Origin of the sequence: Microbacterium sp. UBA837, assembly GCF_002296025.1 — a bacterium.
Lineage (GTDB): Bacteria > Actinomycetota > Actinomycetes > Actinomycetales > Microbacteriaceae > Microbacterium.
The window spans coordinates 18610-34264 of the sequence record NZ_DBHD01000113.1; the positions used below are offsets into that span (position 1 = coordinate 18610).

At 66.9% G+C, this 15655-nt stretch carries 12 protein-coding genes and 1 tRNA gene; 5 read left to right on the forward strand and 8 right to left on the reverse strand.

Annotated features, from left to right (window positions below):
- Positions 1 to 36: 36 nt before the first annotated feature.
- The 6 genes from B3587_RS08655 to B3587_RS08680 are packed head-to-tail and all read right to left on the reverse strand — an operon-like array spanning position 37 to position 7852.
- Complete coding sequence (locus tag B3587_RS08655; protein ID WP_292727895.1) at positions 37 to 1221, reverse strand: thiolase family protein; 1185 nt, start codon at positions 1219 to 1221, stop codon at positions 37 to 39.
- A complete protein-coding gene (locus B3587_RS08660) occupies positions 1218 to 2954 on the reverse strand; it encodes a class I adenylate-forming enzyme family protein (protein ID WP_292727897.1) in 1737 nt (578 codons plus the stop codon). Before B3587_RS08660 ends, B3587_RS08655 begins: the two co-directional genes overlap by 4 nt.
- Positions 2955 to 2992: 38 nt before the next feature.
- On the reverse strand, positions 2993 to 4459 hold the full coding sequence (locus B3587_RS08665; RefSeq protein WP_292727899.1) for a carotenoid oxygenase family protein: 1467 nt from the start codon (positions 4457 to 4459) through the stop codon (positions 2993 to 2995).
- A gap of 14 nt (positions 4460 to 4473) precedes the next feature.
- On the reverse strand, positions 4474 to 6150 hold the full coding sequence (locus B3587_RS08670) for an aldehyde dehydrogenase family protein (protein WP_292727901.1): 1677 nt from the start codon (positions 6148 to 6150) through the stop codon (positions 4474 to 4476).
- A 42-nt stretch (positions 6151 to 6192) separates the two neighbouring features.
- Positions 6193 to 6663, reverse strand: coding sequence for a PaaI family thioesterase (locus tag B3587_RS08675; protein ID WP_292727903.1), 471 nt, complete (start codon positions 6661 to 6663; stop codon positions 6193 to 6195).
- Positions 6656 to 7852, reverse strand: coding sequence for a thiolase family protein (locus B3587_RS08680; protein ID WP_292727905.1), 1197 nt, complete (start codon positions 7850 to 7852; stop codon positions 6656 to 6658). Before B3587_RS08680 ends, B3587_RS08675 begins: the two co-directional genes overlap by 8 nt.
- 58 nt (positions 7853 to 7910) lie before the next feature.
- Here B3587_RS08680 and B3587_RS08685 point away from each other — a divergent pair, with 58 nt between their 5' ends.
- From B3587_RS08685 to B3587_RS08695, 3 genes are read left to right on the forward strand one after another with little or no spacing between them, the layout of a single operon-like run.
- Positions 7911 to 9482, forward strand: coding sequence for a class I adenylate-forming enzyme family protein (locus B3587_RS08685; protein ID WP_292727907.1), 1572 nt, complete (start codon positions 7911 to 7913; stop codon positions 9480 to 9482).
- Positions 9479 to 10426, forward strand: a complete 948-nt coding sequence (locus B3587_RS08690; RefSeq protein WP_292727909.1) for an NAD(P)H-dependent flavin oxidoreductase — start codon at positions 9479 to 9481, stop codon at positions 10424 to 10426. Before B3587_RS08685 ends, B3587_RS08690 begins: the two co-directional genes overlap by 4 nt.
- A 14-nt stretch (positions 10427 to 10440) precedes the next feature.
- Positions 10441 to 11397 carry a winged helix-turn-helix transcriptional regulator gene (locus B3587_RS08695; RefSeq protein WP_292727911.1) on the forward strand — a complete coding sequence of 319 codons (957 nt, stop codon included), beginning with the start codon at positions 10441 to 10443 and terminating at the stop codon, positions 11395 to 11397.
- A gap of 43 nt (positions 11398 to 11440) precedes the next feature.
- Here the strand turns inward: B3587_RS08695 and B3587_RS08700 are convergent.
- Positions 11441 to 11515, reverse strand: a tRNA-Arg gene (locus B3587_RS08700).
- Positions 11516 to 11670: 155 nt separating this feature from the next.
- Here B3587_RS08700 and B3587_RS08705 point away from each other — a divergent pair.
- Both B3587_RS08705 and B3587_RS08710 read left to right on the forward strand, forming a co-directional pair.
- A complete protein-coding gene (locus B3587_RS08705; protein ID WP_195692006.1) occupies positions 11671 to 11952 on the forward strand; it encodes a Fe-S cluster assembly protein HesB in 282 nt (93 codons plus the stop codon).
- A gap of 211 nt (positions 11953 to 12163) precedes the next feature.
- Complete coding sequence (locus B3587_RS08710; protein ID WP_292727912.1) at positions 12164 to 12301, forward strand: hypothetical protein; 138 nt, start codon at positions 12164 to 12166, stop codon at positions 12299 to 12301.
- A gap of 3 nt (positions 12302 to 12304) precedes the next feature.
- Here B3587_RS08710 and B3587_RS08715 read toward each other — a convergent pair.
- A partial coding sequence (locus B3587_RS08715; protein WP_292727914.1) for an error-prone DNA polymerase occupies positions 12305 to 15655 on the reverse strand: 3351 nt, incomplete at its 5' end.

Consider the following 15655-nt stretch of genomic DNA (forward strand, 5'->3'; position numbering starts at 1 on the left):
GCTCTCCGGACGCACCTGATGGGCGAGGACGGCCCGCTAAGCGAAGACCTCGATCACCACCGCTGTGGCGAGGCCGAGCGCTGCGGGCACGGTGACGAGGGCATAGCCACCGCCTGTTCGACGCAGTTGGTCGACGGCATTGGCGATGAGGATGCCGCCGCTTGCGCCGAGCGGATGCCCGACAGCGATCGCGCCGCCGCACGGATTGACAATCTCATCAGCCAGCCCGAGTTCCTTCCTCAGCAGAATCGGGGTGACAGCGAAGGATTCGTTCACCTCGACCAGTGCGAGCTCGCTCGCCGCAATGCCGGCCTGGGCCAGCGCGGCGTGGCAGGCGGGAACCGTGGCATCGAGACCCGGCGAGCGCACCGCGGCCTGTGCCGCGCCGATGATCCGGCCTCGAGCCTCACGTCCATGGTCGGACGCCCACGCCTCCGACGCGATCACGATGCCCGCTGCAGCGTCGGCGAGGCCGGGCGCGGTGCCGATCGTGTGCCGGCCTCGATCCTCGTCCGCGCTGGTGCAGAGTCTCGCATCGGCGCGCGACCACAGCGGGTCGTCGGCAGATAGAGGAGGCAGCGCCGCAAGGGACTCCAGTGTCGTATCGGGCCGCGCACCTTCGTCGTGCGCAAGCATCGTCCCAGATGCGCTGAGCAGCGGCACGATCGACTCCCACGCCGGCGCCGCGGCGGAGCGTTGTTGGGAGCGAAGGCCCCAGGCATCGAGTTCGGGGCGTTCGATTCCTGCTCGCATCGCCGTGGCGTCAGCAGCGACACCGAGCGGGGTGAATCCCGTCGCATCACCCACCTCAGCGTCGAACGCGAACGCGGGTCGATCAGCGAGCATCGGCACCCGCGACATTGACTCCACGCCGCCGGCCACGATGAGCTGCGCCATCCCGGCCCGCACTCGGGCCGCGCCCGATACGACGGCGTCGAGCCCCGAACAGCACAGGCGTGAGACGACTCCGCCCGGCACACGATCAGGCAGGCCAGCAGCCATCGCCGCAACACGCGCGACATCACCGCCCTGCTCACCGACCGCGGTGCTGACGCCGATGATGACGTCGCCCACATCTTCGGGGGTGAGGCCTCGATCAACGAGGGCACGCAAGACGACGGCGAGGAGGTCGGCCGAGGGCAGGTGCGCCAGCGACCCGCCCTCGCGCCGCACCCGCGCGCGGGGGGTGCGCGCGGTATCGATGATCAGGGCATCTGTCATCGCACACTCCCGACCTGCGCGACCCGCAGCTCGCCCTTGAGCACTTTGCCCACGGCGTTGCGGGGCAGCACATCCACGACGCGCAGATATTCGGGCAACTTGAATGATGCGATCTGCTGCTCACGTAGGAATCCGACGAGCTCCTCCAGTTCGAGGAGCGCCTCTGGCTGCAGGACGACGACCGCCATGACTCGTTCGCCCAGAACGTCATCGGGCGCGCCGATCACAGCAGCATCGGCCACAACCGGGTGTCGCAGGATCAGCGTCTCGAGCTCGACGGGTGCGATCTTCATCCCCCCTCGAACGATGATGTCTTTCGCGCGGTCGACGTACCGGAGATAGTGCCCGCGATCGCCAGCGATCTCGAAGATGTCGCCGGTCTTCAGGTATCCGGCAGCATCGAAGGGATCGCGCAGGGTGTCGGCGTGCAGATATCGTGCGAACAACTGTGGCCCGCTGATGTGCAGCTCTCCCGGACGACCCGGTTCGGTGATCTCCTCCCCCGTGTCGAGGTCGAAAAGCTTTGCCACGGCCTTGTCGGCGAGAGACATCGTCCAGCTCACCCCGGGGACACCGTATCGAGGGAAGAACCTGGCTCGGTCATCGGGGTCAGGCAGATCCACCGCGCTCGAGAGCAGGGCGACGCCTTCATTGGAGCCGAAGAAGTTCACAATCGGAATGCCGAACCGCTCCTGCCATCCCCGCACCATCGCGGGGTTGAGGGGCGCGGAGCCGGATCCGATCCGGGTCAGGCTGCTCACATCCACCTTGGCGAGCATGTCCTCGTCCTGCAGTAGCCGCGACAGCAACGCAGGGGGCGCGAGCGTGTAGCTCACGCGTTCTCGCGCGATCTGGGCGAAGAACGTCGGAGCATCGAAGGGGTGGTGCTGCACCAGCACACTGCCCGTTCGAATCCACGGCAGGAACATCGCGCAGATTCCCGCCATGTTGATCATGGGGAACGCGTTGAGGATCACGTCATCCACGGTCATGTCCACGGCATCGACCGGCGCCGTGGAAAAGACGAGCCAGTCGTAGTGCGCGCGCATCACGCCCTTGGGAACACCCTCGGTGCCGCTTGTCCAACAGATCGTGGCACAGACGTTCGGATCGCTCGGTTGCGACGCCTGATAGGCGGCGACTGCTGCGTCGTCATCCGCGGTCGCGGGTGCCGGGAAGAGTTGCACGAGCCCGGCCCCGTCACCGCCGAGATCGTCACCCGGGAGTCCATAAGCAAGAACCGCACGGAGCGAAGGAATGCTGGCGCGCAGGCCAGTGATGTCTTCGGCGGGGTGACGGTCGCCGAAGCGGCGTGCCGCGATCACCCAGTCAAATCCCGCCGATCCCCCGAGCGAGACGATCTCGTGACCGCGGTACTGCATGGCCAGTGGGGAGGCCGTGGCGCCGAGAGTCCAGATCGCCAAGAGCGCTTCGGCGAGTTCGATGCCGTTTGGGAGCTGGATGCCGACGACATCGCCGCGCCGCACTCCAGCTTCGAGCAGCCTCGCGCTGAGCGCGGTCACCTCACTGCCGACCTCGGCCCAACTCAATCTGCGCGGATCGCCGCCTGCCAATGAGGCACGGTTCAACGGGTCCACAATCGCCAGCGCGTCACCACGCGTAAGCACCTGATCGCGGAAGATTCCGTCGATCGTGTCGGGGGTCCACCATCCGCGGTCGAGGAAATCCTCGACCCGGGATGCCGGATGTAGGTTCAAAAGATCTTCGGTCACGGTCCTTCACTCCTTTGTGTCGGTCGGGTGGTGCTGAGTTAGGCGAGCTGATCGCTCCTGATCCACGTGGCGTGGAATCCGGACGGGACATACTGCGGCAGCTTGATGCGGGCGATTGGACCTGCGGCGATGTCGTCCGCGGCCAGGACGACGATCTCACCGCGTCCCTCCGCTTCATCGTTGACGAAGCTGACCACGTATCCGTCGCTGTCGCTCGTGGAACCGTCTCGCGGGGCGAACGGGCTTTCCGATCCCCACCGCCCCGGTCCGAACCGGTACGTCTCTTTCGCGCCGGTGAGCGAGTCGTGCCGGACGATGCCGTCGAACAGCAGAGTCGGCTCATTCGCGAGGCTCATGTTGTACGAATACCGGTGGCGCTCGCCGACGATCCGCTGGTCCATGCTCGGGAATTCGATGTTCTGATCATCGAGTGGACGTTCGGTGGTCTGTCCGGTGGCGAGGTCGAACTCGTAACGGTAGAGCTGAGCATCCAGCCGCATATACGCAAGCATGTTGGCGAGCGGATGCTGGAAGGTGGTCTGGTGCTGGGGGTTCTTGACCCGGCACACCTCCATGATCACCTTTGTGCCCTCTTCCCACGCGTTCACGACGTGGTAGATGTAGCAGGGCTTGGCCTCGAACCAGCGCACGTCCGCACCGCTGCCATGCCTCGGGATCACCGCAAACCGGGAGACGAGCGAGCGATCGTAGAAGATCCGGTACTTCCCGGCTCTGCGAGCGTCCTGGTCCTGCACAAGCGGCAGATCCATCAGCACGGTGTAGTTCGGCGTGATCGCCATGTCGTGTGGGAGCCGCGGCCCGGGCAGATCTACCTGGGCGAGGTGTGTCTGCGTCCCGTCTGGGCCGATGATGCCGTAGCGAAGGTAGTTCATGTCGGGGCCGTAGTCGAACCAGAGGAGCTCCCCCGTGGTTTCGTCAACCTTGGGGTGAGCCATCATGTCGCCGGCGAACGTACCGAGGAAGTCCTGAGCGCCCAGCGTCTCCAGCGAGAGCGGATCCACGGCATACGGGTCGCCGCATAGATACCAGGTCGCGAGCACTTGTCCCCGATGGAAGATCACGTCCGTGTTCGCCGCATCTTTGATTCCGAGCCCGTGGCCGTTACCGAAAGGATTGTCCTTCGGGTTCTCCATCAGACCGGTCCACAGCGCCTTGCCCGCAGCGGACTCCTCGTGGAACGCGCGGGTGCGTACCCAGCGATTGCGGTAGCGCACCTTGCCGCCTTCGAAGTGCACGGCATGGATCATCCCGTCGCCGTCGAACATGTGGTACCGCCCGGGGGCGTCGAAGCGGCGGTTCGGTCCGTTGCGCAGATACACACCGTTGAGGTCGCGCGGCACCTCACCGATGACCTCGAGGTCCTCCAGAGACAGCTCGGTCTGCACGGGCGCGAAGACGCCAAGCAGGTACGGGTTGTCGATCGCGGCATCATCGCCGATCGCTCGCGCGACAGCGATCGGCTGATCAGGTGTGGTCGTCGACATGATGGTCCTTTCGGTCAGACGGTCGCCGGGCGCAAGGGACGGCGGGATTGAACGACGCGGAATCTCCCGCTGACGAACGCGTCATCGGTGAGGGTCGCCGTGCCGGCGGGGTTGAGTCCCGACACATGGAAATCGCTGAATGCCGCCGAGAAGTTGATCGGCATCGCCCCTGTCACGTTGACCGTGAGTGCGGCGCCTGCGGCAGCGAACGCATCTTCGGCGTCCGCGATGAAGTCCGCATCGGTCGCGTACACGAATGCGGTGATCGCACCGTGTCGCGCAGCATCCGACGCCGCCCGCTCGAGGCCTGCGCGGGCGCTCGGTACGCGAATCAAAAACACCGCTGGACCGAAGCACTCGTGGTCAAAGAGGTCACCGTCGGTCACGTCGACTCGCACCACCAGTGGAGTGGTGGTGCGGGCCTCAGGGAATCCAGGCGCCTCCCAGGTGCGCGGCTCACTGAGAACGCGTCCACGGGCACGCACGCGGGCGGTCAGTGCGCCAAGCTCGTCGATCGTCTGCGCGGACTGGATGGTGCCGAGTACGGCTGCGGCGCGCCGAGGGCTGGACCAGACAGCGGCGAGGGCATCGACGATGCCCTGCTCGAGGTCGTCCGCAGACATGCGGCCTCCCGGTATCGCCACACCGTCGGACGGGATGTAGATGTTCTGGGGAGCCGTGCACATCTGTGCGGAGAACAGCGACAGTGCCCCCGCGATGGCGCGCAGGTCGGCATCCGGCTCGGGCAAACCTTGGAGAACGACTGAATTCAGTCCCGACGTCTCGGTGTAAACCCGCGCCTGGCGGGCGTGCTCCTCGATCCACGCACCGTAGCGCTGCGATCCCGTGAAGTCGACAATCCGCACGTCGCGATGTGTCGCCAGTATCGACGTGATCGGTTCGGCGACGGTGTCGGTCGCGAGCTGCACGAGATCGGGACTGAAGCCGGCATCGGCGAGAGTCGCGCGCAGGATGCGGACCGCGAGGGCCATCTGAAGCACCGACGTCGGATGAGGTTTCACGATGACCGGATTGCCCGCCATGAGGTTCGCGAAAACGGCGGGATAGACGTTCCATGCGGGAAAGCTCGCGCAGGCCACGACCAGTGCAACGCCGAGCGGCATCGCCCGGTACGTCTTCTCCAGTGACACTTTCTCTGTCCCGAAGGTCTGCTCCCAGACCGCGCCGGAAGGCACCCGCTGCAGAGCTTGCCAGCTCCCGGCGACCGCCTCGAGCCCGCGGTCGAGCGCGTTGGTGCCGCTACCCGACTGGCTCATTCCTCGGCCCTGCCCTGTCGTGTGCATCGCTGCCAGGCCGAGCACCTCGTTCTCTGCGAACAGCCGCTCGATCCCGGAGACGCACACCGTGGCGCGGAGATCGGCGTCCGCGCGGTCCCATCCGGCCTGAGCGCGATGAGCATGCTCGATGAGGTCTTCGGCCTGCGCCCGCGGATAGCTCACGCCGAGCGCGCGGCCGGTCCATGGCGAGACCTCGTCAATCTGACGGGTCGGCTCACCCACATGACCAGGGAGGTCGAGGGTCGCATCGAGCAGGAGCGCGAAGGCAGCATCCGCCTCGTCGCCGGTTGCACCCGACGGGGCGCGTCCAGCGAAGGCGCTGAACGCGCTGCGACACTGCATGGCCTCCACCGCGCTCGCGAGCAGAGTGACCTGAGAGATCGTCGTCGTCATCGGCGAATCCCCTTCCTGGTGGGTACCATAAGCGAAGTTTGATCAGCGAGCAAGCATCTCGTCGTTGCGGAGTATCAGCTGAGTGCAGCGGAACAACGCGATGCGTCGACCGGAGTCGTCGTAGACATCCGCATCCCACACCTGCGTCTGTCGACCGCGGTGCGCGGCGGTGGCAACAGTACGAACCACACCGTCGCGGGCGGTTCCGAGATACGACGTCTTCTGCTCGATCGTCGTGAATCCAGTCGCCCCACTCGGAAGGCTCAGTCTGCATCCGAAGCCGCACGCGGTGTCGGCGAGAGCGACGACCGTCGCGGCATGCAGGTAGCCGTTCGGCGCAAGCACCGACGGCACGACGTCGAGTTCCGCTTCCACGCGCCCATCCGGCGCAGCGGTTATCCGGATCCCGAGCAATCCCGGCAGGCGCCCATCACCCAGAGCAGTAAGCGCGACCGGGTCTACCTGTCCATCCACCACGGCGGGCGTGGGCCGTGGAGCACGGTCCTCACTCACTGTCCACCTCCACCGCAACGGCAATGCCCTGTCCGACACCGATGCACGCCGCCATGATCCCGAGTCCGCCGCCACGCTCTCTCACGTTGTGCACGCAGTCGATGAGCGCGCGCGTCGCGGATGCTCCGAGCGGATGCCCGAGAGCAATGGCTCCGCCGCGCGGATTGACGGCGACAGTGGAGGGCGGCTCCAGCCGCTGAAGGCAGGCAAGGACCACGGCGGCGAACGCCTCGTTGATCTCCAACACCGCCACATCGGTCAGGTCACGATCGATCCGGCGCAGCAGTTTGCGGACGGCACCCACGGGGCCCAGCGCCCAGCGGGTCGGCTCAACCCCCACCGTGGCGGAACCCACGATGCGCGCAAGCGGTCGCATGCCAATGGCGTCGAGTCGGCGCCGCGAGGTCACGAGCGTTGCCGCCGCCCCGTCGCTGAGCGGTGAGGAGTTACCCGCGGTGACAGACCCACCGGGAGAGAAGGCGGCGGGCAGACCGGCGAGCGCCGTTGCACCGGTGTCTGGACGGATACTCTCGTCGCGAGACAGTCCCCCCACCTCGACTACCCGACCGCTGTGGAACCCCTGTTCCCACGCCTCGTGCGCGAGCACATGCGAGCGCAACGCCCAATCATCCTGTGCGGCTCGGTCAATCCCGAGCTCATCGGCCACGAGTTCGGCAGCTCGTCCCAGCGATTCGACCCACGGGGCAGGGAACGCCGGGTTCACCATCCGCCAACCGAGCGCCGACGAGACGAGCTGCGGCGACGAGGGAAGGCGGTCATCGATCGGGGCAAGCACATGCGGAGCCCGACTCATGCCCTCGACGCCGCCGGCAACAACGGCATCCGCGTCGCCGAGACGCACAATGCGCGCGGCCTGCACGATCGCCTCTGCGCCGGAACCGCACAACCGATTCACTGTCACACCCGAGGTCGAGACGGGCATCCCCGCCAAGAGCGCTGCCATGCGAGCGACATTGCGATTGTCTTCGCCGGCTTGGTTCGCGTCACCGAGCACGACATCCTCGATCCCGGCCTCAAAGCATCCCGCGTTGCGCTCGGCAAGCGCACGGATCGGGATCGCCGCCAGGTCATCGACCCGGGTCCGCGAGAGGGCGCCGCGTCGTCGCCCGAAGGGCGTGCGCACCGCATCGACAAGATAAGCATCGGTGTCACCGAGGGGTTTCGTCATACTGCACCTCACTGTGCGGTCTTTGGTGATGACTTCGTTTATAGTACCGATTGTGTCAATGAAGAACACACGGATCGACGTGATCCTCGACGTGCTCGACGACGCCGCAACGCGGCACGCCGATCGCATCGCGGTGCAAGACGCGCGGGGCGCCCTCACCTTCACCGAGCTCCGTGATCGCGCCCGCAGGCTCGCTGCCGGTCTCCTCGAGCGGGGGCTCGAGCCCGGCGACCGCGTGCTGGAAGCGCTGCCCAACGGAACGGATCTGCTGGTCTGCGAGCTCGCACTGGCCATCGCGGGCCTTGTCAGAGTTCCCCTGAACCCGCGCCTCGGTCAGCGTGAGTGGCTAGGCATTCAGGTCGACTCGGGAGCACGGGGACTCGTCGTGGATGCCCGGCTCCATGACGCTGACGGCATAACGATAGCCACGCGCCTGGATGCCGAGATCACGGTGCGGGTCGATCTCGGCGACCTGGATGCGCTCATCGATGGCGGCGATGCGCACGCGATCTTCCCCGCAGCGAGCCCGGACGATCTGGTCGGCCTCGCGTACTCCTCCGGGACCACGGGCATACCGAAGGGCGCCCAACGCACCCACCGGATGCGGCTCGCATCGATGCGGGCGATGGTGCAGGAGGTAATCGCGCCGACAGGAGCGGTCACGGCGTACCTGCATGCCGGACCGGCGATCCATACCAGCGGCCTGTTTATCCTGCCGATGCTCACCCTCGGCGCACCTCAAGTGATGGCCAACCACCCCACCCCCGCCGACATCGCCGACCTCATAGCCTCACAGGAAATCACGCATTTGGCGCTGGTCCCGAGCGTGATCGACGCGTTGACTCATCTGCCCGAGGACGCCCGGCTCGCGTTCGCCGGCCTCAAGATGATGGCCTACGCGGGAGCTCCGATGCCCCCCGCGCACGTCCGCAGAGCAGCCGAGCTCCTGACCGGCAACCTTGTGCAGTACTACGGACTTGTCGAAGCGATGCCTCCTCTGACCGTGCTCGGAATCGATGATCATGCACGCGGTCTCAGTAGCGAACCGGAACTCCTCGCCTCAGCCGGCCGCGTCGTCCCCGAGGCAGAGTTGCGCATCGTACGCGACCAACCCGATGACGCGTCCGGCGAAATCGCTGTGCGGGGCCCCATGGTGACACCCGGCTATTGGAACGCCACGAGGCGTGAGGATCTGGGCAAAGCGTTCGAGGGCGATTCGCTTCTCACCGGCGACGTCGGACGCCTCGATGACGGGTACCTGTTCCTCACCGATCGGCGCAAGAACATGGTGATCAGCGGCGGCTACAACGTCTACCCCGGCGAGATCGAGGCAGCGGTCGACGGCACACCCGGCCTGCGCGAGGCCGTCGCCGTCGGGCTCCCTGACGAACGTTGGGGGCAGCGGATCGTGCTCGCCTACACCACCCTCACCGGCGATGCACTCGAGTTGTCGCACGCCGCGGAACTTGACGCGCGGCTCCTCGGTCTTACCAGGCACAAGCGCCCGAAGTCGCTCCATCGCCTCGATCAGTTCCCTCTCGGGGCGACCGGGAAGATCGACCGCGCGGCAGTCGTCGCTCTCCTCACGTCCGACGCCCCGTCCCCTGTCCCCGAAAGGACCGTCTCGTGACCCCGACTGACCTGCTCCTACGCCTGCGCTTGCCCGTCGTCGCGGCCCCCATGTTCCTTGTGTCGGGGCCCGATCTCGTGATCGCGACGAGCAGGGCCGGCATCCTCGGCTCCTTCCCTACACCGAACTGCAGAACCGCCGCAGAACTCGACGACTGGATGACACGCATCCAGGACGGTCTCGGCCGGGGTCCGGATGCGCCACCGTGGGCGCTGAACTTGATCACGCACTCGACCAATACCCGACTCCCCGAGGACCTCGATCTGGTAGCGAAGCATCGCCCGCCCGTCGTGATCACGGCACTGGGGTCGCCGCGTCCGGTCATCGATGTCGTACACGGGTACGGCGGGATTGTGCTCGCCGATGTGGTCTCGCTCACTCTTGCGCGCAAGGCGGCTGACGCCGGCGCCGACGGCCTCGTCTGCGTCTCCGTCGGAGCCGGCGGCCACACGGGACATCTCTCGCCCCTGCCATTCCTCGCCACTGTGCGCGAAGCCTTCGATGGGCTGGTGTGCGTGGGCGGCGGTGTAGCAACCGGGGCAGGTGTCGCCGGAGCCATCGCGGCCGGCGCCGACCTCGTCTACATCGGCACCCGCTTCCTCGCCTCGGAAGAGAGCATCGCCCAGGAGGGGCACAAGCAGATGGTTGTCGATTCTGGGATCGACGACCTTGTGGTTTCCGCGGCCGTCACGGGCACAGCTGCGTCCTGGCTCAAGCCATCGCTCGCCGCAGTCGGCATCGATCCCACGAACTCCGCCGACACCGCGCGCAACTACTCGTCTCAGACCTCAAACGTCCGTCGCTGGAAAGACACGTGGGCTGCCGGGCAGGGTCTCAGCACGATCCGGGCGGTCGAGCCCACCGCCCGGATCGTCGACCGGCTTGCCGACGAGTACGACCGGGCGAGAGAAAGATTCGACCAGCTGGGGCCTGCCCGTCGCTGACTAAGCTGAGGAGCATGCCGACCCAGAGCGCCCCGACGGGCAGCGCGATCGGCTCGGCACTCCTCGCGCTCGGCGACCGGTGGACCCTGCTCGTCTTGCAGCGGGCCTTCGTTTTGCATACCCGTCGCTTCGCGGACTGGCGTGCGCAGCTCGGCATCAGCGAGTCAACACTCGCCGAAAGGCTGCGCAGGATGGTTGACGCAGATCTTCTGGAGCGAGTCCCGTACGACGACAACGGACGTACGCGGGAGGAGTACCGGCTCACGCCTCGCGCCATCGAGCTCTGGGAGTTGCTCCTTGCCATCTGGGGCTGGGAGCAACTCGCGGTCGGCAAAGGCGCGCCCGTGCTGATCCACGCAGATTGTGGGCAGGCGATCCAACCGGTGCTCGGGTGCGGATCATGCGGTGCATCGCCGATCACTGCGCGCGATACGACGGCGGTGCGCGGAGCGGAGGCGGAGTTCGCGCAGATCAGCGTGCCGCGCTTGCATCGCCGAGCCCAGGACGCGGATACCGTCGCCGACCCCCTCTCCTACTACCCAGAGACCATGAGCATCCTGGGAGACAGATGGAGCACCGCGATCCTCGCGGCCGCGTTTCTCGGGGTGCGGCGCTTCACCGCGTTCAAGTCTGAACTCGGAATCGCGCCATCGCGTCTGTCCGACCGTCTTCGCCGCTTCGTCGCAGCCGGTGTCATGCACGAACCATCAGCCGACGGCGAATACCGATTGACGACCAACGGAATGAACTTCTTTCCGGTGTTCGCGATTCTCGTCGCATGGGCACAACGCTGGTACGGCGCAAACACGACGCGGGAACTCACGATCGTGCACGCACTCTGCACCTCGCCGCTGCAGCCCGTTCTCGTCTGCTCGCACTGCCACACACAGCTCGCTCGAACCGCAGTGCACTTCACCCTCGGCCCTGACGACCTCGAGGACCACCGAGTCCGCGCAGAAAGAAAAGGCTGAGAACGCGGGACCTCGGCATCAAAGGCTTCTCAAGACGAACGTTTGGTGCCCCTGGAGGGACTCGAACCCCCAACCGTTTCCTTAGGACGGAACTGCTCTTCCATTGAGCTACAGAGGCTGGCGGCATCCAGTCTAGGCGGCGGCGCCGCCCCGACCGAGCCGATCAGAGGCCCAACGTGGGAATCCCCTGGGTATGGCGCTTGTGAGGTTGCATGTGTCGCCAACTCTCGGAATCGTGGCTGGCCCAGAGACCGCAACGGAAGGAGAGCACCAATGCTCACCATGACCGACACCGCGGCTGAGGCCGTCAAGACGATCGTCGCCCGCGTGCCGCAGGCAGCTGACGGCGGTCTTCGCATCCGGGATGCTGGCGCAGAGACCGGCTTCGAGCTCAGCGTGGCACCCGCTCCCGAGCCCGACGACACCGTCGTTGTGACCGAGGGCGCTCGCGTGTTCCTCGACACGGCAGCGTCGCTCGCGCTCAACGATCGCGTCCTGGACGCGCAGCTGGAGCAGGACGGAACCGTCCGCTTCGCGCTCGCCGCACAGGGCTGATCCCCCAGCCGACAACGGCCCCCGATGACTTCGGTCGTCGGGGGCCGTTTTGGTGTGTTGCAAGCGGTCCAATCAGCGGATGCTGGCTCGTGAGGCCGCCGAAGGACCCCGAGTTTTCGCGGATCTCATCCACGACCGGGCCACGCACGGCAGGGTGGCCGTGGGGCGACATCCGTATGGGCGGTGACATAGAGGTGGAAGGGAGCCCACCGTGTCCGTCATCATCCTTGTTTTGTTCATCACGGCCATTGTCGCGAGCGCGATCGGCATCGCACGCGCCATCGCTCGCGACGGCTACGGGCGGCGCCCCAAGGCCGGCGCCTACGACTCGCGCCGCCCGACTCTGTGACGGTCAGTGGAAGTCTCGAGATCGGTGCTGCACCCCGACACGCAGGTCTTCGAAGCGATCGGCGAGAACGTTCGTCACCCCCTCGGGTGAGCGTTCCAGCATGCCCCGCACGATGAGCGCCGGAGCATCGCGCGCGACGCGCCGATACCTGTTCCAGACCCCGACCGAGCAGATGACGTTGACGACGCCGTGTTCGTCTTCGAGGTTCAGGAAGGTGATTCCGGATGCCGTCGCGGGTCGCTGCCGATGCGTAACGAGTCCCGCGACTTCGATGCGCCGCCCGGTTTCGTGGGCGCGGAGTTCGCGCGAGGTGAGCACACCCCGAGCATCCAGGGGTGCCCGGTAATGGGTGAGCGGGTGATCGTCGGTCGATATGCCGGTTGCCCACAGGTCGGCGGCGAGGATGTCGTAACTCGTCGGATCCGTGAACAGCGGCGGCTGGACTGACACGAGCGAATCGGGGAGATACTCGGCGCGGTCCTGGGCCGCTGCTCCCGCGAGCCACACTCCCTCACGGCGTGAGATCCCGAGCGACTCGAAAGCACCAGCGGTGGACAGCGCCTCGAGCTGCACTTCGGTGACTCCCGTCCGGCGCACGAGATCGCGCAGGTCCCGGAACGGACCGTGCGCATCCCGCTCGGCAACGATGCGCTCGGCGGTTGGCTGCCCGATGCCCTTGACCCCCGCGAGCCCTAACCGCACCGCGAAGTTCCCGTCGCGGCGGTGGGCTGCGGATTCGTCGGGCGCGTCACGATCGAACGGACCCACCGGCGGCTGGATTCGTTGCGCGCAGGCATCCCTGCCGGTCGGTGTCTGCACGCGCGCGAGATCGGATGCCGCATCCGGCATCAACGGCTCGACGCCGGCCCACACTCCCGAGGCGTGCAGATCGGGGCGGCGCACCTCCACGCCGTGGCGGCGGGCATCCGAGACGAGGGTCGCCGGCGAGTAGAACCCCATCGGCTGCGCCCGCAGCAACCCGGCCAAAAAGGCGGCGGGGTAGTGCAGTTTGATCCACGAGCTGGCGTAGACGAGCAGCCCGAATGAGAGGGAGTGGGATTCGGCGAACCCGAAGTTCGCGAAAGCCTGAATCTTCGCGTAGATCGCATCGGCGTCCTCGCCCACGAGGCCGTTGCGGGCCATGCCCTCATAGAGCTTCTCGCGCAGCGACTCGATGCGCTCGAGCCCGCGCTTGGAGCCCATCGCCCGACGCAGCAGGTCGGCGTCCTCGGCGGTGCAATCGCCGATCGCAACCGCCATCTGCATGAGCTGCTCCTGAAACACCGGCACCCCGAGTGTGCGCTCGAGCACCGGTTGCAGCTTCGGATGCGGGTAGGTGACCTTCTCGTCCCCGAGCTTGCGTCGCACGAACGGATGCACCGCGCCACCCTGAATCGGACCGGGACGGATGAGGGCGATCTCGATCACGAGGTCGTAGAACCGTCGCGGCTGCAGGCGCGGCAGCAGCCCCATCTGCGCACGCGACTCCACCTGGAACACCCCGATCGAGTCGGCGCGGCACAGCATGTCGTAGACCGCGGCCTCCTCTTTCGGGAGCGTCGACAGCTCCCACTCCTCCCCCGTCGCCTCGCGGATCATGTCGAAGCAGTACTGCAGGGCTGCGAGCATCCCGAGGCCCAGCAGGTCGAATTTCACGAGCCCCATCCAGGCGGCGTCGTCCTTGTCCCACTGGATGACGGTGCGGTTCTCCATGCGCGCGTGCTCGATCGGCACGACCTCGCCGACAGGCCGCTCGGTGAGCACCATCCCGCCGGAATGGATGCCGAGATGCCGCGGCGCCTTCATCAGCTCGCCCGCGTACGCGATGACCTGGGCGGGGATGTCGTGTTCGGGGCTGCTCTCCAGGGAGCTCCCCCATCTTTCGACCTGCTTGGACCAGGCATCCTGCTGACCCGGCGAGAAGCCAAGGGCCTTGGCCATGTCTCGCACGGCATTCTTGGGCCGGTACTGGATGACGTTCGCGACCTGCGCGGCGCGGTCCCGTCCATAGGTCGCGTAGACCCACTGGATGATCTCTTCGCGCCGGTCGGAGTCGAAATCGACGTCGATGTCGGGCTCCTCGTCGCGCAGGCTCGACAGGAACCGCTCGAAGGGCAGGTCGTAGGCGATCGCGTCGACGGCGGTGATGTCGAGCAGGTAGCAGATGGCGCTGTTGGCCGCCGATCCCCGTCCCTGGCACAGGATGCCGCGCCGCCGGGCCTCTTGCACGATGCCGTGCACGATGAGGAAGTAGCCGGGGAAGTCCTTCATCTCTATGACGCCGAGTTCCCGTTCGATGCGGTCGCGGTCTTTCGGGGCTAGATCGGGATACTTGCGGGGCACCGCCTCCCAGACGAGGTGGCGCAGCCACGTCATCGGTGTGTGGCCCTCCGGAACAGGCAGCTTCGGTAGGGCGGGCTTGGCCCGGCGCAACGGAAAGGCGAGTTCGTCGGCAAGGGTCACGGTGTTCGCCACCGCACCGGGGTACCGGGCAAACCTCTCAGCCATCTCGGCACCCGAGCGCAGGTGCGCCCCGGCGTGGGCGGGGAGCCAGCCGTCGAGCTCGTCGAGCCCCCGGTTCGCCCGGACCGCCGCCACCGCCGCGGCAAGTTGCGCGCGCTCCGGGGCCGCATAGTGCACGTTGTTGGTCGCGAGCAGCGGCAAGCCGCGGTCGGCGGCGAGCGCGGCGAGGCTGTCGTTGTCTCGCGTGTCCGACGGATTGCCGTGGTCGATGAGTTCGACGTGCACGGCGCCCGGGCCGAACAGCGCGACGAGCTCGTCGAGGGCAGCGGCTGCGGCATCCGGCCCACCATCGGCCAACGCGCGACGGACAGCGCCCTTGCGGCATCCGGTGAGCACCGCCCATTCCGACCGGCCGCGAGCGCCGGTGAGTCCGTCGAGGCGTTCCTCGCCGCGGGCGAAGGCCGCGAGCTGCTCGAGGTCATAGTGCGGGCGCCCCTTCTCGGCTCCCCGCAGTTGAGCGCGGGTCAGGGCCGAGGCCAGCCGGTGATACCCCTCCTCCCCCCGAGCCAGCACGAGCAGGTGGTCCCCGACCGGATCGGGCTCGCCGTTTTGGGGCTTCGGCAGCGCCAGCGAGAGCTCGGCACCGAACACGGTCTGCAGCTGCAGCTGTTCGGCAGCTTCGGCAAAACGGACGATGCCGTAGAACCCGTCGTGATCGGTGATCGCGAGCGCGTGCAGGCCGAGCCGCTCGGCCTCTTCGGCGAGGTCCTCGGGCGAGGAAGCCCCGTCGAGAAACGAGAACGAGGAGTGCGCATGAAGCTCGGCATACGGCACGGCCTGAGCGGGGCGCTGGATCGGCGGGGCGACATACGGCCCGCGCTTGTGCGACCA

Coding starts and splice junctions, on each gene's coding strand:
- B3587_RS08655 (WP_292727895.1), bottom strand. CDS start 1,221: ATGACAGATGCCCTGATCATCGATACCGCGCGCACCCCCCGCGCGCGG.
- B3587_RS08665 (WP_292727899.1), bottom strand. CDS start 4,459: ATGTCGACGACCACACCTGATCAGCCGATCGCTGTCGCGCGAGCGATC.
- B3587_RS08670 (WP_292727901.1), bottom strand. CDS start 6,150: ATGACGACGACGATCTCTCAGGTCACTCTGCTCGCGAGCGCGGTGGAG.
- B3587_RS08680 (WP_292727905.1), bottom strand. CDS start 7,852: ATGACGAAACCCCTCGGTGACACCGATGCTTATCTTGTCGATGCGGTG.
- B3587_RS08685 (WP_292727907.1), top strand. CDS start 7,911: ATGAAGAACACACGGATCGACGTGATCCTCGACGTGCTCGACGACGCC.
- B3587_RS08695 (WP_292727911.1), top strand. CDS start 10,441: ATGCCGACCCAGAGCGCCCCGACGGGCAGCGCGATCGGCTCGGCACTC.
- B3587_RS08705 (WP_195692006.1), top strand. CDS start 11,671: ATGCTCACCATGACCGACACCGCGGCTGAGGCCGTCAAGACGATCGTC.